Origin of the sequence: Pantoea piersonii (assembly GCF_003612015.1) — a bacterium.
Classification (GTDB): Bacteria; Pseudomonadota; Gammaproteobacteria; order Enterobacterales; family Enterobacteriaceae; genus Pantoea; species Pantoea piersonii.
In genome coordinates this window covers 39,820-58,065 of sequence record NZ_RARB01000010.1, presented here as the reverse complement: position 1 = coordinate 58,065, position 18,246 = coordinate 39,820, and the positions used below count along the sequence as shown (strand labels likewise).

General features: G+C 58.6%; 16 protein-coding genes, 4 tRNA genes and 2 other RNA genes. 18 read left to right on the top strand and 4 right to left on the bottom strand.

Features of this window, described 5'->3' with window-relative positions; all coding sequences use genetic code 11:
* Nucleotides 1-24 precede the first annotated feature (24 nt).
* The 12 genes from rffC to D7S44_RS20165 all read left to right on the top strand — a co-directional run bounded on the left by rffC (nt 25) and on the right by D7S44_RS20165 (nt 7,210).
* Entirely contained in the window at nt 25-732 is a 708-nt protein-coding gene (gene rffC / locus D7S44_RS20220; RefSeq protein WP_120457957.1) for a dTDP-4-amino-4,6-dideoxy-D-galactose acyltransferase, read from the top strand.
* Nucleotides 719-1,849, top strand: coding sequence for a dTDP-4-amino-4,6-dideoxygalactose transaminase (gene rffA, locus D7S44_RS20215; protein WP_120457955.1), 1,131 nt, complete (start codon nt 719-721; stop codon nt 1,847-1,849). Before rffC ends, rffA begins: the two co-directional genes overlap by 14 nt.
* Nucleotides 1,849-3,099: a lipid III flippase WzxE gene (gene wzxE / locus D7S44_RS20210; protein WP_120457952.1), complete on the top strand. Its 1,251-nt coding sequence runs from the start codon at nt 1,849-1,851 to the stop codon at nt 3,097-3,099. Before rffA ends, wzxE begins: the two co-directional genes overlap by 1 nt.
* Nucleotides 3,096-4,163, top strand: coding sequence for a TDP-N-acetylfucosamine:lipid II N-acetylfucosaminyltransferase (gene wecF / locus D7S44_RS20205; protein ID WP_120457950.1), 1,068 nt, complete (start codon nt 3,096-3,098; stop codon nt 4,161-4,163). Before wzxE ends, wecF begins: the two co-directional genes overlap by 4 nt.
* Entirely contained in the window at nt 4,160-5,503 is a 1,344-nt protein-coding gene (gene wzyE, locus D7S44_RS20200) for an ECA oligosaccharide polymerase (RefSeq protein WP_120457949.1), read from the top strand. The genes wecF and wzyE overlap by 4 nt, the downstream gene beginning before the upstream one ends.
* 34 nt (nt 5,504-5,537) lie before the next feature.
* The gene (gene wecG, locus D7S44_RS20195; protein WP_120457947.1) at nt 5,538-6,278 is read left to right on the top strand and encodes a lipopolysaccharide N-acetylmannosaminouronosyltransferase; all 741 of its coding nucleotides are present in this window, start codon (nt 5,538-5,540) and stop codon (nt 6,276-6,278) included.
* A gap of 159 nt (nt 6,279-6,437) precedes the next feature.
* Nucleotides 6,438-6,514 (top strand) — tRNA-Arg (locus D7S44_RS20190).
* A 94-nt stretch (nt 6,515-6,608) separates the two neighbouring features.
* Nucleotides 6,609-6,684, top strand: a tRNA-His gene (locus D7S44_RS20185).
* 16 nt (nt 6,685-6,700) lie between these two features.
* Nucleotides 6,701-6,787 (top strand) — tRNA-Leu (locus D7S44_RS20180).
* Between the two features lie 25 nt (nt 6,788-6,812).
* Nucleotides 6,813-6,889, top strand: a tRNA-Pro gene (locus tag D7S44_RS20175).
* A 31-nt stretch (nt 6,890-6,920) separates the two neighbouring features.
* Nucleotides 6,921-7,049: non-coding RNA, RtT sRNA (locus D7S44_RS20170), on the top strand.
* 32 nt (nt 7,050-7,081) lie between these two features.
* A non-coding RNA gene (locus tag D7S44_RS20165) (RtT sRNA) lies at nt 7,082-7,210 on the top strand.
* 562 nt (nt 7,211-7,772) lie between these two features.
* Here the strand turns inward: D7S44_RS20165 and hemY are convergent.
* From hemY to hemC, 4 genes are read right to left on the bottom strand one after another with little or no spacing between them, the layout of a single operon-like run.
* Nucleotides 7,773-8,969 (bottom strand): protoheme IX biogenesis protein HemY, encoded by a 1,197-nt coding sequence (gene hemY / locus D7S44_RS20160; RefSeq protein WP_120457945.1) that lies wholly within the window; start codon nt 8,967-8,969, stop codon nt 7,773-7,775.
* Nucleotides 8,970-8,973: 4 nt separating this feature from the next.
* Nucleotides 8,974-10,107 (bottom strand): uroporphyrinogen-III C-methyltransferase, encoded by a 1,134-nt coding sequence (gene hemX / locus D7S44_RS20155; RefSeq protein ID WP_120457943.1) that lies wholly within the window; start codon nt 10,105-10,107, stop codon nt 8,974-8,976.
* Between the two features lie 24 nt (nt 10,108-10,131).
* The gene (hemD, locus tag D7S44_RS20150) at nt 10,132-10,872 is read right to left on the bottom strand and encodes a uroporphyrinogen-III synthase (protein ID WP_120457941.1); all 741 of its coding nucleotides are present in this window, start codon (nt 10,870-10,872) and stop codon (nt 10,132-10,134) included.
* Entirely contained in the window at nt 10,869-11,810 is a 942-nt protein-coding gene (gene hemC, locus D7S44_RS20145; RefSeq protein WP_120458152.1) for a hydroxymethylbilane synthase, read from the bottom strand. Before hemC ends, hemD begins: the two co-directional genes overlap by 4 nt.
* 317 nt (nt 11,811-12,127) lie before the next feature.
* Between hemC and D7S44_RS20135 the strand changes: the two genes are divergently transcribed.
* The 6 genes from D7S44_RS20135 to yigB all read left to right on the top strand — a co-directional run bounded on the left by D7S44_RS20135 (nt 12,128) and on the right by yigB (nt 18,206).
* Nucleotides 12,128-14,686, top strand: a complete 2,559-nt coding sequence (locus tag D7S44_RS20135; protein WP_120457938.1) for a class I adenylate cyclase — start codon at nt 12,128-12,130, stop codon at nt 14,684-14,686.
* A gap of 134 nt (nt 14,687-14,820) precedes the next feature.
* Nucleotides 14,821-15,039, top strand: a complete 219-nt coding sequence (lptM, locus tag D7S44_RS20130; RefSeq protein ID WP_120457936.1) for an LPS translocon maturation chaperone LptM — start codon at nt 14,821-14,823, stop codon at nt 15,037-15,039.
* Nucleotides 15,040-15,068: 29 nt separating this feature from the next.
* Nucleotides 15,069-15,893, top strand: coding sequence for a diaminopimelate epimerase (gene dapF, locus D7S44_RS20125; RefSeq protein WP_120458151.1), 825 nt, complete (start codon nt 15,069-15,071; stop codon nt 15,891-15,893).
* Nucleotides 15,890-16,594: a DUF484 domain-containing protein gene (locus tag D7S44_RS20120; RefSeq protein WP_120457934.1), complete on the top strand. Its 705-nt coding sequence runs from the start codon at nt 15,890-15,892 to the stop codon at nt 16,592-16,594. Before dapF ends, D7S44_RS20120 begins: the two co-directional genes overlap by 4 nt.
* Complete coding sequence (gene xerC, locus D7S44_RS20115) at nt 16,591-17,493, top strand: tyrosine recombinase XerC (protein ID WP_120457932.1); 903 nt, start codon at nt 16,591-16,593, stop codon at nt 17,491-17,493. Before D7S44_RS20120 ends, xerC begins: the two co-directional genes overlap by 4 nt.
* The gene (gene yigB / locus D7S44_RS20110) at nt 17,490-18,206 is read left to right on the top strand and encodes a 5-amino-6-(5-phospho-D-ribitylamino)uracil phosphatase YigB (RefSeq protein WP_120457930.1); all 717 of its coding nucleotides are present in this window, start codon (nt 17,490-17,492) and stop codon (nt 18,204-18,206) included. The genes xerC and yigB overlap by 4 nt, the downstream gene beginning before the upstream one ends.
* Nucleotides 18,207-18,246: the final 40 nt, after the last annotated feature.

Sequence of the window (18,246 nt, the reverse complement as noted above, 5' to 3'; positions counted from 1 at the left end):
AACAATGTTTGCTGGATCTCCTACATGCCCGTCCGCGTCAGTATTAATCCTCTGGCGTGGGAAAGCGCCTTTTTCGGCTGCGAGACAGCGCGCCTCGATCTCGATGGAGACCTGTCGCTGGACGAGGCGCTGCGCCATCCGGCCGGGTTATGGCAAATCAAAGTGCCTGCCGACCGTCTTGAGGCGATCGACGCCGTTTGCCAGCAGGGTTTTCAGCTGGCGGAAGGCGAAGCAGACCTGGCTATTAATATTAAACGCACGGAACGACAGAGCGGTATCCGCATCGCCCGTGAAGCGCAAATCGACGCGCTGCGCGCAGCGGCGGCGCAGATCTTCGTGCAGAGCCGCTTTCGCGCGCCCTGGTTCGATGCGGACGCCAGCGCCCGCTTTTACGCCCAGTGGATTGAAAACGCGGTGCGCGGCACTTTTGATCATCAGTGCCTGATCGCCAGCGATGAGTCCGGCGCACTGCAGGGTTTTATTTCGCTGCGCGAGACGGAAGGCGACGCGCGCGTCGGGCTGCTGGGCGTCCTGCCCCATGCGCAGGGCAACGGCATCGGGCAGCGTTTGCTGCTGGCGGGCGCAGACTGGGGACGGGTTCGTCAGCTCAGCCGTCTGCGCGTTGCGACGCAGCTCAGCAACCTCTCGGCGATGCGACTCTATTTACGCAGCGGTGCCCGGCTGGAAAGCACCGCTTACTGGTTCTACAGGAAAGATCATGATCCCATTTAACGCGCCGCCGATAGTGGGTAGCGAGCTTGAATATATGCAGTCGGCGATGGCCAGCGGCAAACTGTGCGGCGACGGCGGTTTTACCCGTCGCTGTCAGCAGTGGATGGAACAGCGCTTCGGCAGCAAAAAAGTGCTGCTGACGCCGTCATGCACCGCGTCGCTGGAGATGGCGGCGCTGCTGATTAATCTTCAGCCCGGCGATGAAGTGATTATGCCGAGCTATACCTTTGTCTCTACCGCCAACGCCTTTGTACTGCGCGGCGCGACCATCGTCTTCGTGGATATTCGTCCGGATACGCTCAATATCGACGAAAGCAAAATCGAAGCGGCGATCACCGAGAAAACGCGCGCCATCGTGCCGGTGCACTATGCGGGCGTGGCCTGCGAAATGGACGCTATTATGGCGCTGGCGGCGCAATATAAGCTCTGGGTGATCGAAGATGCGGCGCAGGGCGTGATGTCGCGCTACAAGGGCCGCGCGCTGGGCACTATCGGCCATATCGGCTGCTTCAGCTTCCATGAAACCAAGAACTACACCGCGGGCGGCGAAGGCGGCGCGACGCTGATCAACGATGCGGCGCTAATCGAGCGTGCTGAAGTGATTCGCGAGAAGGGCACCAACCGCAGCCAGTTTTTCCGTGGCCAGGTAGATAAGTATACCTGGCGCGATATCGGCTCGAGTTATCTGATGGCGGATCTACAGGCGGCCTACCTGTGGGCGCAGCTGGAGGCGGCCGAGCGCGTCAATCAGCAGCGTTTGCGCCTGTGGCAGCGCTACTATGACGCGCTGCAGCCGCTGGCGGCGAAAGGGCGCATCGAGCTGCCGACGCTGCCTGCCGCCTGCGAACACAATGCGCATATGTTCTATATCAAACTGCGCGACAGCGACGATCGCCAGGCGCTGATTAGCTGGATGAAAGAGGCGGAGATCCTGACGGTTTTTCACTATATCCCGCTGCACAGCTCGCCCGCCGGCGAAGAGTTTGGCCGCTTTCATGGCGAGGACCTTTTTACTACGCGCGAGAGCGAGCGGCTGCTGCGCCTGCCGCTGTTTTATAACCTCACGGACAATAACCAGAATACGGTTATAAGTTCCTTACTGAGCTTCTTCGCCTGATGTCGCTGGCCAGAGCGTCGGTGTGGACGGCGTCGTCCACGCTGGTGAAAATCGCTGCCGGGCTGCTGGTGGTGAAACTACTGGCGGTGAGTTTCGGCCCGGAAGGCGTCGGGCAGGCGGGTAACTTTCGCCAGCTGATCACCGTTCTGGGCGTGCTGGCGGGCGCAGGCATCTTTAATGGCGTCACTACCTTTGTGGCGAAGTATCAGCATCAGCCGGAGCCGCTACGCGCGCTGCTGGGTACCGCATCCGCGATGGTGCTGGGCTTTTCCACGCTGCTGGCGCTGGTTTTTCTGCTGGCGGCCGCGCCGATCAGCCAGGCGCTGTTCGGCCACACGCGCTTCGAGAATGTGGTGCGTATTGTCGCCTTCCTGCAGTTCGGCATCGCCTGGGCTAACCTGGCGCTGGCGCTGCTGAAAGGCTATCGCGACGCGCGCGGCAACGCGCTGGTGCTGATCATCGGCAGTCTAATCGGGGTCGCGGCCTACGTGCTGTGCTGGTGGGTTGGTGGCTATGCGGGCGCGCTGGTAGGGTTTGCGCTGGTGCCTGCGCTGGTTGTGGTACCGGCATTCGCATTGCTAAAGCGACGCGTACCGCTGCCGATCGGCTGGCTGAAGCCGCAGTGGCAGCCAGACTTTGCGCGCAGCCTGGCGAAGTTTACCCTGATGGCGCTGATTACCTCGGTAACGCTGCCGGTAGCCTGGGTCATGATGCGTAACCTGCTGGCGCAACATAACGGCTGGGCGCAGGTCGGTCTGTGGCAGGGCGTCACCAGCATCTCGGACGCCTGGCTGCAGTTCATTACCGCCACCTTCAGCGTCTGGCTATTGCCGACGCTGGCGCGCCTGGAGCAGAAGCGCGATATTGCGCGCGAAATCATGCGGGCGCTGCGCTTTGTTCTGCCTGCCGTGGCGGCAGTCGGCTTTTGCGTCTGGCTGCTGCGCGATCTGGCGATCTGGCTGCTCTTTTCTCCGGCGTTTCACGCCATGCGCGATCTCTTTGTCTGGCAGCTGTGCGGCGATGTGTTTAAGGTCGGCGCCTACGTTTTCGGTTATCTGGTGATTGCTAAGGCGTCGCTGCGCTTTTATATTCTGGCCGAAATCAGCCAGTTCGTGCTGCTGACGCTCTTCTCGCGCTGGCTGATCCCGCTGTCGGGAGCGACCGGCGCAGCGCAGGCCTACATGGCGACCTATCTCTGTTATTTCGCGCTCTGCTGCGGCGCATTTATGGTTTATTACCGGAAAAAATGACGTTAATACACGTTCTGGGATCGGATATCCCTCATCACAATCAAACGGTGCTGCGCTTTTTCAACGATGTGTTAAGCGTTGAGCTGCCTGTCGACCAGCCGCGCCACTTTATGGTGGTGACGCAGCAGCCCGCCTCGCTCGCCGCTTTCAGCAATCTTGCTATTGAGACCTTTGGTTCGAAGAAAGCGCTGGCGCAGGCGCTGACGGCGCGGGCGAAAAACCGTGAACAGCGTTTTTTCTGCCACGGGCAGTTTAATCCGGGCATCTGGCTGGCGCTGCTGAGCGGTAAGATCCGCTCCAGCCAGCTCTACTGGCACGTCTGGGGCGCCGACCTTTACGAAGAGTCGCGTAGCCTGAAGTTCCGCCTCTTTTATCTGTTGCGACGTATCGCGCAGGGGCGCGTGGCGCAGGTTTTCGCCACTCTTGGCGATTTACACTATTACCAGCAGCGCCATCCCCGCGTGCCTGCCGCGCGGCTCTATTTTCCAACTAAAATGCCCTCCACCGCGCCGCAAAGCGCGCCGGAATCGCGTTTTACCATTCTGCTGGGCAATTCCGGCGACGCCAGCAATCGCCATATTGAAGGCTTAACGTCAATTCGCCAGCAGTTTGGCACAGAGGTGCGCATCGTCGTGCCGCTGGGCTATCCGCCGAACAATGAAGCCTACATCAACGAGGTAGCGACAGCGGCAGACAGGCTGTTTCCTGACGGCCAGGTCGAGCTGCTGCGCAGCAATCTCGCCTTTGATGACTATTTAGCGCTGCTCGCCCGCTGTCATTTAGGTTATTTTATGTTCGAGCGGCAGCAGGGTATAGGAACGCTCTGCCTGCTGATTCAGGCCAACGTGCCGTTTGTGCTTAACCGACGCAACCCGTTCTGGCGCGATCTCAGCGAGCAGGGGCTGCCGGTGCTGTTTAGCAGCGATGCGCTGGACAGCGGGAGCGTGGCGGAAGCGCGCCGCCAGCTGGCAAGCTGCGACAAACAGGCCATCGCTTTTTTCGCGCCGGGCTATGTGACGGGCTGGCGTGAGGCATTGCGCCATTGTGAAAGGGAGTCCTCATGAACCTGATGCAGTTCAGCGGTCTGCTGGTGGTTTATCTGCTGTCGCTGGGTTTTATCCTGACCCTGACCTGGCGGGAGTTCAGGCGTGTACGCTTTAACTTTCACCTCTTTTTTACCCTGTTGTTTTTACTGACGTTCTATTTCGGCTTCCCGCTGACCAGCCTGCTGGTGTTCCGCTTTAACGTTGAGGTGGTGCCGCCTGAGTATCTGTTGCAGGCGCTGCTGTCGGCGACGGCATTCTATGCCGTTTATTACGTCAGCTATAAGGTGCGGCTGCGGCCTGCGACGGTGCCGCGCGCCAGACCCTGGCTGCAGATGAATCGCGTCGAGACGCACCTGACCTGCGTGCTGCTGGCGCTGGTCGCTATCGGCACGGTGACGGTGTTTTTCCTGAACAACGGCTTTCTGCTGTTCCGCCTGACCGCCTATAACCAGATTTTCTCCAGCGAAGTCTCCGGCGTGGCGCTGAAGCGCTTTTTCTATTTCTTTATTCCGGCGATGCTGATCCTCTATTTTCTGCGTCCTACGCAGCGCAACTGGCTGCTGTTTCTGGTGGTTACGGTCGCGTTCGGCCTGCTGACCTACGCGCTGGTCGGCGGTACGCGCGCCAATATCATTATCGCTTTTGCCCTGTTTTTGTTTATCGGCATTACGCGCGGCTGGATCAGCCTGTGGATGCTGGCGGCGGCGGGCGTCCTGGCGATAGGCGGCATGTTCTGGCTGGCGCTGCGGCGCTATAACCTTAACGTGCTCGGCGAAGAGGCGGTTTACACGTTTCTTTACCTGACACGCGATACGTTTTCGCCGTGGGAGAATCTGGCATTGCTGCTGGAAAATTATTCCAAAATAGAATTTCAGGGGCTGGCACCCATCTGGCGCGACTTCTATGTCTATATTCCGGGCTGGCTGTGGCCGGGCAGGCCGTCGATGGTGCTGAACAGTGCTAACTATTTTACCTGGGAAGTACTGAACAACCATTCAGGCCTGGCGATTTCGCCTACGCTGCTGGGCTCGCTGCTGGTAATGGGCGGCATCTGGTTTATTCTGCCGGGCGCGGTGGCGGTCGGGTTGATTATTAAGGGTTTCGATACGCTTTATTTGCGCGGCCGCGACGCCAGCAACCGCTACAGCGGTGCGATCATGCAGAGTTTTTGCTTTGGCGCGGTGTTCAATATGATTGTGCTGGCGCGCGAGGGGCTGGATGCATTCGGCTCCCGCGTGGTCTTTTTCGCTTTAATTTTTCTGGCCTGCCTCGGCGTGGCGAAGATGCTTTACTGGCTGCTGGATCGTGCCGGGCTGATTCGACGTCGCGGCGGCCAGGTTTTACAGAGCCCCACTTAACGCCTCTGGCATAACAGGGAAACAAAACTCAACCATGACAAGGTTACCAGAAGCGCCGCAGTATGAGATACGCGGCGTGTCGCTGTATGGTTTCGACAGTATGTCCGCGTTTGTGGATTTTCTGCTGCCGGACGAGGCGGTACGCAGCGGAACGTTAGTGGCGATTAATGCCGAAAAGATACTGACGGCGGAGCAGGATGATGAACTGCGCGCGCTGTTGCAGGAGGCGGAGTTTAAATATCCCGACGGCATCAGTATCGTGCGCTCCATCCGTAAAAAATATCCCCATGCCGAGGTGCAGCGTATAGCGGGCGCGGATTTGTGGGAGGCCTTGATGGAACGCGCCGGACGGCAGGGCACGCCGGTGTTTTTGATTGGCGGGCGACAGGCGGTGCTGGATGAGACCTGCAATAAGCTGCGTCGCCAGTGGAACCTGAATATCGTCGGCGCGCAGAACGGCTACTTCGCGCCAGCCGATCGTGATGCGCTTTTTACCCGCATCGCCGCCAGCGGCGCACGTATCGTCACCGTGGCGCTGGGATCGCCGCGTCAGGAGCTGTTAATGCGCGATTGCCGCGCGCGCTGGCCGCACGCACTCTATATGGGCGTCGGCGGAACCTATGATGTCTTTACGGGACAGATAAAGCGCGCGCCGAAGATTTGGCAGCGTCTGGGGCTGGAATGGCTCTATCGCCTGATTCGACAGCCCAGCCGACTGCGCCGCCAGTTAAAACTGATCAAATATTTGCGCTATCACTGGCGCGGCGATCTCTGATATCACTGATTACTGCGGCGTTTTTTCGCTGAGGAAATAGCCAGAGTGCTGCATTACTCGACGAAATGCACAAAGCGTAATCAAACGCGTTTTTTTATTAAAAAAGCACTGGACAGCATCACCCCAAGTCCGTAGTATGCCCATCCGCAACGGCGCTACGCGCCCGTAGCTCAGCTGGATAGAGCGCTGCCCTCCGGAGGCAGAGGTCTCAGGTTCGAATCCTGTCGGGCGCGCCATTTAGTTTGTGCGCAGGAGCTGCGGTGGTTACATTACCGCGTTAGTAAAGAGTTACATGCTGTAGGTCAGAGACTTGCAACATAACGAATTGTGGTGGCTATAGCTCAGTTGGTAGAGCCCTGGATTGTGATTCCAGTTGTCGTGGGTTCGAGTCCCATTAGCCACCCCAGATTTTGCTGGGATACGCGAAGGTGGCGGAATTGGTAGACGCGCTAGCTTCAGGTGTTAGTGTCTTAACGGACGTGAGGGTTCAAGTCCCTCTCTTCGCACCAGGCAAAACAAAACAATAAAAATTATCGGCGAGTAGCGCAGCTTGGTAGCGCAACTGGTTTGGGACCAGTGGGTCGGAGGTTCGAATCCTCTCTCGCCGACCATTTTATAAACCTGCTTGAAAAAGCAGGTTTTTTTTCGTCTGTAGAAAAGAGGATGAGAACCTCCGAAGGAGGTTTGCGCCGAGCGTAGCGAGACAACGTTGCGCAGCAACGGCCCGAAGGGCGCTTAACGAAGATAAGCGTCATCCTCTCTCGCCGACCATTTTATAAACCTGCTTGAAAAAGCAGGTTTTTTTTCGTCTGTAGAAAAAGAGGATGAGAACCTCCGAAGGAGGTTTGCGCCGAGCGTAGCGAGACAACGTTGCGCAGCAACGGCCCGAAGGGCGCTTATCGCAGATAAGCGTTATCCTCTCTCGCCGACCATTTTATAAACCTGCTTGAAAAAGCAGGTTTTTTTTCGTCTGTAGAAAAGAGGATAAGCAGATTGCCCTCTGTGACAGAAACAGACTCATTGTCTCTTTCTGGAGACTACTAATTTATTGATTTAACAGATATTAAAAATAAATGCGCTTCATCGTCTCAAAAAGGAGACAGCGTCCAGGCTGTTTGTCGTCTGGCACAGACAACCTGCGCCTTTTTTGTCTGAGCGGTAAAATTCAATGCGTTGAAATTAAAGCTTTTATTTTATCTTCTGCAACCTGGCACGCGCTGTGCAATAATTATCGCGTAGATGCTCATTCCACCTCTTATGTCTGCTGATGCTGCATAAACCTGGGAATGACGCAGAGCCACTTTTGGGTATCCGTTGTCTGCCTGCCTGCATCGCTTACGCCTTGCAGGGTCAACAGACATACCGTTGAGTCGGATACCTCAAGGTTGTCTTACCGACCTGATTTTACACCTGCCTCTGGCAGGTGTTTTTTTTGGTACGGATAAAGGGCAAAAAAAAGCCGGGCAAGCCCGGCGTAAACAAGTAACAACAACATTAAGCATTAGGGTTGTTTTTCAGCGTCAGCAGTAAGCCTTCACGGCGCATTTTCGCTGCTTCTTCCGGGCGATGCATACGGTCGTAGGCGTCCGCCAGCCACGCGTAGTCAAACGCGTCGGGACGCTGTGCCAGCGCCTGCTGGAACGCGTCAACGGCCTGCTGCCATTCGCCATGGCGCATCAGCAACTGCCCCAGCGTGCTGTGCAGCAGCGGCGTCGCGCCATGCTGCTTAATCTGCTGGCGCAGCGCTTTCTCCAGCGCTTCCGGATTGCTGCTTTTGATGCGCGGCATCAGCAGCACCAGACGATCGTCGTAGTGTCGCTTCAGGCCGTCCAGCACGATATCCTGCGCGGTCTGATGATCGTCGCACTCAATCAAATGGTCAGCCATCGCCACCTGCAGCGCCGTTTGCTGACGTGTTTTACGGCTCAGATTTGACCACCAGCGCTTCAGGCCGTCGCTGCCCTGATCGGCCATCGCCTGATTCATCAGACCCAGCCACGCCTGCTGCTGCAGGTCGGCGCGATGCTGCTCATCTCCAACCTGCGATTTCTCCATCGCAGGCAGAATCTCAATCAGCGAGCTCCATGCGCCGGTGCGCACGTAAGCCTGCTCCGCCAGACGCAGAACTTCCGGATGGCGCGGCGCGACTTCAAGCAGTCGATCGATGGCATGACGCGCAGCGTGATCTTCGTTACGCGCCAGCAGAATGCGCGCGCGGGTGATTTCGACCGGAATAACATCGTTGTCCGACAGTTCAGCGGCCCGCTCAAGATGCTGGTTGGCGCGGATTTCATCGCCGCGCTGCTGCGCCGCTTCAGCCGCCAGCAGGTAGTTGGCTACCGGCACGTCAGCGTGATCGGCATCTTTAGAGAGCAGCTTTTCAACCTGACGGTGATCGCCTTCGGCCAGCTTCATCAGCGCGGTCTGTGTATGGCGCTGCGCACGACGGCGTTTGCGACCGGTAAACCAGCCTCGGGTGCGTGCGCCGGTGCGAAACAGACGACGCAGCAGCCATTCAACACCCAGAATAATCAGCAGGCTGATGATCAGAATGATCACCAGTCCGGTTACGCTGGTTTCTACATTCCAGTTATCGGTCTGAATCAGCACATAGCCCTGATGACCGGCAATCATCGGGCCTACCACAATGCCGGCGATAAGCAGGACGAACAGGATAAATACCTTAAGCATGCGCTTAGCCTCCTTGCTGGTCAGCGGCGACGGAAGGCTGCGCGATCAGGTTGCGCACGCGTGTCTGCATCAGCTTATCGATAAGCGGCTGGCTTTCCAGATTATCCGGCAGATTCATATTGATGCTCTGCTGGCTCAGTTCGTCCAGCTGCGCCAGAAAGGCTTTGGTCGCGGGATCGTTAGTGTCGTACCAGGCGCGAACCCAGCTGGATACGGTGTCGATAGACTGCTTATAAATTTCGTCCTGATGACGCGGCACTGCCTGCGCGGCGATCAGCAGACGCGAGCGGATGTTCTCACGCAGATAGACGTCCTGGTTCGGTGCCAGCAGCGGCTGCGCCGTATTGTCGCGGCGGCGAATAGTGATGAAGTCATCCATAAAGTTATGCCAGCTTTTCACCAGGTTCTGACGCCATTCGCGCAGCGAGGAGGTCAGCTCGCCGCCATCGCTGTCCATCGGTGCGTCGTCGCTGTCGTTGTCCGCCAGACGCAGATTATCGACGCCGTTCGATAGCTGGTTCAGCTTCAGAATAATGCCGTCATAATCGATTTGGTTGATAGCCGAGAGCGTGCTGATATCCTGCGTCAGCGCGCGACGCACGTTGGTGACGCTCGGATCGTTCATATCGGCCAGGCTGGCATCGGCGCTTTTCAGCAGCGCCGCCGCCGTGGTGACATCCTGATCGCTCCAGAGCTTGCGGCCCGCCAGTTTCACCAGATAGTCGGCCTGCGACACCAGCCAGGCGTGCACATCATTGCCAGAGATGGTGGCGACCTTTTCACGCAGCGTCTCCAGCTCCTTCGCCGTGGCGGCCTGCTGGGTGCGCGCGTCGTTCAGCGCGTTTTGTGCGCTGCTGAGCTGCTGCGCCAGCTGCTGTTTGTCGCTGCTCGCTTGCTGCTGCAAGGCGTTCAGCTTATCGCTCAGGCTCTGATTTGCCTGCGCCTGAAGTTCAGCCTGATGTTTCCCGTTAAGGTATAAACCCGCGCCGGTCGCCAGGGCAATGATAATCGCCACTGCGCCCAGCACCATGCCGCCGCTCTTTTTGTCGCGCGGCGGTTGCTGGCGGGAAGAGGGCGAAGTATCTGCCGCTGGCGTAGTCTCTTCAACCGTGGCGGAGGTCGCTTTTTGTTCCGTCATCTGTGGCACATCCCATGATTAAGTTCAGCGTAACGCGCGCAGCAGCGCATCGTTATCGGCACCATCGGCTACCTGAATATCCTGCCAGCCCAGTTCACTGGCGAGCGTAGCCAAACGTTCGCTGACGACAACCAGTCGGCAGCGTAATAACCATTCCTCGCGATCGACCGCGGGGAACAGAGAAAAGAGCTGTTGTAACATTTCACCGCTGCTGACCACCAGCGTTGTGATGCCGCGGTTACGCCAGCGTCGGCCTTCAACGGGGCCGTCGTAGTGCTTCTGACAGCGCTGGTAGCACTGGCTGAACGAGACTTCCGCACCGCGATCGATCAGCGTTTCCGCCAGCAGTTCGCGTCCTGGATTCCCTCGTAAAATCAGCGCTTTCTTACCGGATACCCGCTGCAATGCCGCCATGTTGATAAGCGCTTCGCTGGTTTCCTGCGCGTGCGGATAGTCGACGTGACGGCCGCTGGTGGTGTGAAATGCCAGCGCAGTGCTGCGACCAATTGCATAATAGTCCACGTCTGCGGGCCACGCTGCGTTGTGGCGCGCCAGCGCGGGCTGCGCATACTGGATCACCTGCTGAGAAAGCAGGAAAACCAGGTCGCCCTTGCGTAACGTGGCAAGCTGTTGTGGCAGGCGGTCAAGGTCGCTGCCCGGTGCAAACTCAATCAGCGGCAGGCTCCACGCCTCGCGGCCAAGCGCGCGCAGGCGAGTCACCAGCGCGCTGGCTGCGGGCTCCGGGCGAGTGACCAGAATAGTCATAGCGGCTGCTGCCCCTGGTAGACGTCGCGCAGAATATCGCGCGCGCCTTTGCCGAGCAGCTCTTCGGCGAGAGAAATTCCCATCGCTTCCGCCTCGGCGCGCGGGCCGCGACGTTCACCGCGCACCATTACGCTGCCGTCTGGCGCGCCGACCAGGCCGCGCAGCCACAGCTCGTCGCCTTCCAGCAGCGCAAAGCTGCCGATCGGCACCTGACAGCCGCCTTCCAGGCGCGTGTTCATGGCGCGTTCGGCTTTGACGCACACGGCAGTATCGTCATGGTTGAGCGCCTGCAGCAGCCCGATCAGCTCGCTGTCATCGAGGCGGCATTCAATGCCCACCGCACCCTGACCGACAGCAGGCAGAGAAATTTCCGCCGGCAACGGCTGACGAATGCGCGCTTCAAGCTCCAGACGCTTCAGTCCGGCGGTCGCCAGAATAATGGCGTCATATTCGCCGGCGTCGAGCTTCGACAGGCGCGTCCCGACGTTGCCGCGCAGCGAGCGGATCACCAGATCGGGACGGCGTTCGCTAATCTGGCTCTGGCGACGCAGGCTGGAGGTGCCTACCACGGCACCCTGCGGCAGCTCGTCAAGCGAGTTGTAGTGGTTCGAGACGAAGGCGTCGCGCGGATCTTCGCGTTCGCAAATCGTGACCAGCCCTAATCCTTCGGGGAACGCGACCGGCACATCTTTCATTGAGTGGACGGCGAGATCGGCGCGATTTTCCAGCATCGCCAGCTCAAGCTCTTTGACAAATAGTCCTTTACCGCCCACTTTCGCCAGCGGCGTGTCGAGGATGACGTCGCCTTTAGTGACCATAGGCACCAGCTCAACGCGCAGGCCCGGATGCGCGGCCATCAGGCGTTGCTGGACATAATGTGCCTGCCAGAGCGCAAGAGGACTTTGTCTTGTAGCAATTCTGAAAATTTTGTCTAACATGCTGTTAACCATTTTGATCGTTCACCGAATATCCTATCATTGTCGGCTGAAGGCTGACAGTTTCAACGGATTATTTGACCGGGCAGGCGGGAAGATTCGCCAGTTAAAAGAGGATGAAGCGGATACCGGTGTCCGAAAGCGCAGGAAGCGAACAGGAACGTGCTAAACTGTTAAGTAGCGCAACTTTCTTTACGGTCAATCTGCCAGGTGTTAGATTGATCACGTTTCCAGCAATAATCTGCCCATCTTTTTCGATTATTAAGCGGCGGATTTCGGAAACAGGTTGCTTAAACACTGGGACAATCAGGCGAAACGTCTTGTACCTCTACATTGAGACACTGAAACAGAGACTGGATGCCATTAATCAGCTGCGCGTCGATCGTGCGCTGGCTGCGATGGGACCTGCTTTCCAGCACGTATACAGTCTGCTGCCGACCTTACTGCATTATCATCATCCGCTGATGCCGGGTTACTTCGACGGTAACGTTCCCCGCGGTATCAGCTTCTTCACGCCTGAAGAAAACCAGCTTCTGCTGATGCGTGAGCTGGCGGGCGGTCATGAGCTGATGCTGGACGTGTCGCGCACCGGCGAAATGCCGATTACCGGCATCTACTCCATGGGCAGCACCTCGTCGGTCGGGCAGAACAGCGTCTCTGACCTCGATATCTGGGTCTGCCATCAATCCTGGCTGGACAACGAAGAGCGTCTCAACCTGCAGCGCAAATGTACGCTGTTGCAGAAGTGGTGCGTGTCGATGGGCGTGGAAGTCAGCTTCTTCCTGATTGATGAAAACCGCTTCCGTCATAATGAAAGCGGCAGCCTCGGCGCAGAAGACTGCGGCTCGACGCAACATATCCTGCTGCTGGACGAGTTCTATCGCACCGCCGTGCGTATGGCGGGTAAACGCATCCTGTGGAATATGGTGCCGTGCGAAGAAGAACATCACTACGACGACTATGTGATGTCGCTTTATGCGCAGGGCGTGCTGACGCCTAACGAGTGGCTCGATCTTGGCGGACTCGGCACGCTGTCGGCGGAAGAGTATTTCGGCGCCAGCCTGTGGCAGCTCTATAAAAGTATCGACTCACCCTATAAGGCGGTGCTGAAAACCCTGTTGCTGGAAGCGTATAGCTGGGAGTATCCCAACACGCAGCTGCTGGCGATGGACATTAAACAGCGCCTGCACGACGGCGAAATCGTCAGCTTTGGTCTTGATCCTTACTGCATGATGCTGGAGCGCGTGACGCACTATCTGACCAGCGTGGACGATCAGCCGCGTCTCGATCTGGTGCGCCGCTGTTTCTATCTGAAAGTGTGCGAGAAGCTGAGCGCCGACGAAAACAGCAGCCGCTCAGGCTGGCGACGCGAGATCCTGTCGCAGCTGGTGAAAGAGTGGGGCTGGGACGAGGAGAAACTGGCGATCCTCGATAACCGCGGCGGCTGGAAAATCGAACGCGTGCGCGAGGCGCACAACGAACTGCTGGATGCGATGATGCAGAGCTATCGCAACCTGATCCGTTTTGCCCGCCGCAACAATTTAAGCGTCAGCGCGAGTCCGCAGGATATCGGCGTGCTGACGCGTAAACTGTACGCCGCTTTTGAAGCGCTGCCGGGCAAAGTGACGCTGGTCAACCCGCAGATTTCACCCGATCTGTCGGAAGAGAACCTCACCTTTATTCATGTCCCGGCTGGTCGCGCCAACCGTTCAGGCTGGTATCTCTATAATCAGGCGCCGGATATGAGCTCAATCATCAGCCATCAGCCGCTGGAGTATAACCGCTACCTGAATAAGCTGGTGGCCTGGGCGTGGTTCAACGGCCTGCTGACCAGCAAGACGCGTCTGCATATCAAAGGCAACGAGATTTGCGATCTGGCGCGTCTGCAGGAGCTGGTGAACGACGTGTCGTCTCACTTCCCGCTGCGTCTGCCTGCGCCAACGCCGAAAGCGCTCTACAGCCCATGCGAGATCCGTCATCTGGCGATTATCGTCAACCTTGAGCACGACCCGACCTCCGCTTTCCGCAATCAGGTGGTGCATTTCGATTTCCGTAAGCTCGACGTCTTTAGCTTCGGTCAACAGCAGCAGTGCCTGATCGGCAGCATCGATCTGCTCTACCGCAACTCATGGAATGAAGTGCGCACGCTGCACTTCAGCGGCGAGCAGGCGATGATCGAGGCGTTAAAAACTATTCTGGGCAAAATGCACCAGGATGCCGCGCCGCCGGACACGGTCGAAGTGTTCTGCTACAGCCAGCATCTGCGTGGGCTGATTCGCACGCGCGTTCAGCAGCTCGTCTCCGAATGTATTGAGCTGCGTCTCTCCAGCACGCGTCAGGAGCCGGGTCGCTTTAAGGCGCTGCGCATGGCTGGCCAGACGTGGGGACTCTTCTTTGAGCGCATGAGCGTCTCGGTACAGAAGCTGGAAAATGCCGTGGAGTTTTACGGCGCGATTTCCAACAACAAGCTGCACGGCCTGTCGATTAAAGTGGAGTCGAACCAAACGCCCCTGCCGCCGGTCGTGAACGGCTACGCCAGCGAAGGCATTATTCAGTTCTTCTTCGAAGACACCACCGACGAGCAAGGTTTCAACATCTATATTCTGGATGAAACCAACCGCGTCGAGGTCTATCACCACTGCGAAGGCAGCAAAGAGGAGCTGGTGCGCGACGTTAGCCGCTTTTACTCCTCTTCGCACGATCGTTTTACCTACGGCTCCAGCTTTATCAACTTTAACCTGCCGCAGTTCTACCAGATCGTAAATACCGGCGAACGCTTCCAGGTTATCCCGTTCCGCAGCCAGACGCTGGCCCAGCTCTGCGCCACGCAGCCAGATAACGACAACGGCGACTATCAGCCGCGCTACCAGGTACACTGACGCCGCGCTCGCCGCGCGGCCCTTTCCTTGCTGAACTGTCACCGCGCGCACGTGAATTGCGGGGATTTCCTGTTGCTTTTCCATCTTCAACTGCGATGATAAGCAACCAGGTTAAGGACAAAAGAGCAGAAGAGATGAAGAGAGTAAAAAGCCTGTTGGCAATGGCGCTGGCGCTGACGAGCCTGGCAGGCTGTGGACTAAAAGGACCGCTTTACTTCCCGCCCGCTAACCAGCCGAAAACGCAAACTCCACAGCAAGCTGAGCAGCAGAAAAAGCAGCAGCAACAGCGAGCGGCGCAGGCGGATACGCGTGGACTGGTGAGCGGCGGCAACGCCAGCATGTCAGCAGAATAATTGTAATGGCGCACCCGGCGGAGCAAAAAATGCAGTTCTCCAAAATGCACGGACTCGGCAACGATTTCATGGTTGTGGATGCCGTGACGCAAAACGTCTTTTTCTCGCCGGAGCTGATTCGCCGGCTGGCGGATCGCCATCTGGGGATCGGTTTCGATCAGCTACTGATCGTCGAACCGCCTTACGATCCCGACCTCGACTTCCACTATCGCATCTTCAACGCCGACGGCAGCGAGGTGGCGCAGTGCGGCAACGGCGCGCGCTGCTTTGCCCGCTTTGTGCGGCTGAAAGGCCTGACCAACAAAAGCGAGATCCGCGTCAGCACCCAAACCGGCCGCATGGTATTGAGCGTGACGCCGGACGAACTGGTGCGCGTCAATATGGGCGAGCCCAACTTCGAGCCGCAGCAGGTGCCGTTCCGCGCCAATAAGGCGGAAAACCTCTATCTGCTGCGCGTCGCTGAACAGACGGTGATGTTCGGTGCGGTATCCATGGGCAATCCGCACTGCGTGATCCAGGTCGACAGCGTGCAGACCGCCGCGGTCGAAACGCTGGGCCCGGCGCTGGAAAGCCACGAGCGCTTTCCCGAACGCGTCAACGTCGGCTTTATGGAAGTGGTGTCGTCAGAGCATATTCGCCTGCGCGTCTACGAGCGCGGCGCGGGCGAAACCCAGGCGTGCGGCAGCGGTGCTTGCGCCGCGGTAGCCTGCGGCGTTCAGCAGGGCATTCTGGCGCCGAAGGTGCGCGTCGATCTGCCGGGCGGCATGCTGCATATCGCCTGGAAAGGAGCCGGTCAGCCGCTGTTTATGACCGGACCCGCCACACACGTTTACGATGGGTTTATTCATTTATGAAAAATATCGAAGAGCAGGCTGATAATACTCTCCTGCTGGACGATCAGGCCGTTAACGATTATCTGCAGCAAAATCCTGACTTCTTTATTCGCAACGCCCGCCAGGTCGAACAGATGGCGGTGCCGCATCCGGTGCGCGGCAGCGTGTCGCTGGTAGAGTGGCATATGGCGCGCCAGCGCAACCATATTCAGCGGCTGGAGGAAGAGATCACACTGCTGATGGAACAGGCCAGCGCTAACCATGAGCTGTTCGATCGGCTGCTGGCGCTGCAGGGACATCTGGCGGCGGCCGATTCGCTGCAGGAGATGCTTAATCGCCTGCAACGCTGGGCGCGCGAGCTGGGTCTGGCTGGTGCTAACCTGCGCCTCTTCGCCGACCAGTGGCGACTGGGCGCACCCTCTGAGTTCGTGCAGCTCAGCCTGTCGCGTCAGGCGTTTGAACCGCTGCGCATCCAGCGTTTCGGTCAGCAACACCATTTTCTCGGCAGCCTGAACGGTCCCGAACTGCTGCTCTTGCTGCCGCAGGCCAAGGCGATCGGTTCGGTTGCGATGTCGCTTATGGGCGAGCGCGGCGAACTGGGCGTGCTGATTTTCAGCAGCCGCGACAGCCAGCACTATCAGGCTGGTATGGGCACGCTGCTGTTGCAGCATCTGGCGCAGATGATGCCGGAGCTGCTGTCGCGCTGGGTAGAACGCTCATGAACGCGCTCCAGGCGGTCGTCGACGAATTTCTGCGCTACCTCAAGGTTGAGCGCCAGCTCAGCCCGCTGACGCAGGAGAATTATGCGCGCCAGCTGGCGGCGCTGACGACGATGGCCGAAGAGATGAAGCTGGACGACTGGGCGAAGCTGGAGCCTGCGCAGGTGCGCAGCATGGCGTCACGCAGCCGCCGCGCTGGTTTAGGCGCCAGCAGCCTCGCGCTGCGCCTGTCGGCGTTGCGCAGTTTTCTCGACTGGCAGGTCAGCCAGGGTCGGCTCTCCGCTAACCCCGCTAAAGGCGTCACCACGCCGCGCAACGCGCGTCACCTGCCGAAGAATATCGACGTCGATGAGGTCAATCAGCTGCTGGAGATCGACCTCAACGATCCGCTGGCGGTGCGCGACCGCGCGATGCTGGAGGTGATGTACGGCGGCGGGCTGCGTTTGTCGGAGCTAGTCAATATGGACTGCCGTCACGTCGATCTTGAGGCGGGCGAAGTCTGGGTCGTGGGAAAAGGCAGCAAGGAGCGTCGCGTGCCGATCGGCCGCACCGCCGTTGCCTGGCTGGAGCGCTGGCTGCCGCTGCGCGCCAGTTTCGGCGGCGAGGATGACGCGCTGTTTCTCTCCAGCCGCGGACGCCGGATTTCGGCACGTAACGTGCAAAAGCGTTTCGCCGAATGGGGCGTCAAACAGGGCGTCGCCAGCCACATCCATCCGCACAAGCTGCGTCACTCCTTCGCTACCCATCTGCTGGAGTCGAGCGGCGATCTGCGCGCAGTGCAGGAGCTGCTGGGCCACGCCAACCTCTCTACGACGCAAATCTATACCCATCTCGATTTCCAGCATCTGGCGACGGTGTATGATGCTGCGCATCCCCGCGCCAAACGAGGAAAGAACGAATGAAGTTTTACCGTCCGTTACGCGCCGTTAAGGCTATCACTTTCGATCTCGACGATACGCTCTACGACAACTATCCCGTGATCCGCAAAACCACCGCTGAAGCGCACGCGGCGCTGCAGGCCTGGCATCCGTCGCTGCGCGAATTTACGCCGCTGGACTATCAGAAGCTGCGCGACGAATTGCTGGCACGCGAGCCGGATATTTACCACGACGTCTCAGAGTGGCGTCGACGCTCGGTCGAGCTGGCGCTGCTGAACGTCGGTCTTTCGGCGCAGGAAGCGACGACCGGCGCTGAAGAGATCATGAGCGTATTCCATCACTGGCGCAGCCAGGTGGAGATGCCGGAAGAGACGCATCAGACGCTCAAAGCGCTCGGCGAAAAAGTCCCGCTGGTGGCGATCACCAACGGCAATGCGCGTCCGGAACAGCTCGGGATCGCCGACTATTTTCAGTTCGCGCTGCGCGCCGGGCCGGACGGCCGCGCGAAGCCTTATCAGGATATGTACCATCTCGCCGCGCAGCGTCTCGGCCTTCCGCCGGAAGCGATCCTGCACGTGGGCGACGATCTGACCACCGATGTGGCTGGCGCGTTGCGCTGCGGTATGCAGGCGTGCTGGATCAATCTGCGCGGCGGCAACCTGATGCACATTGCCGATGCGCGTCTGGTGCCGCATGTGGAAATTTCGCGATTGGCATCCCTGACCTCACTGTTATAATGGCTGTAGATTTATCCAGTCGTACCCTGAGTCATGCGCC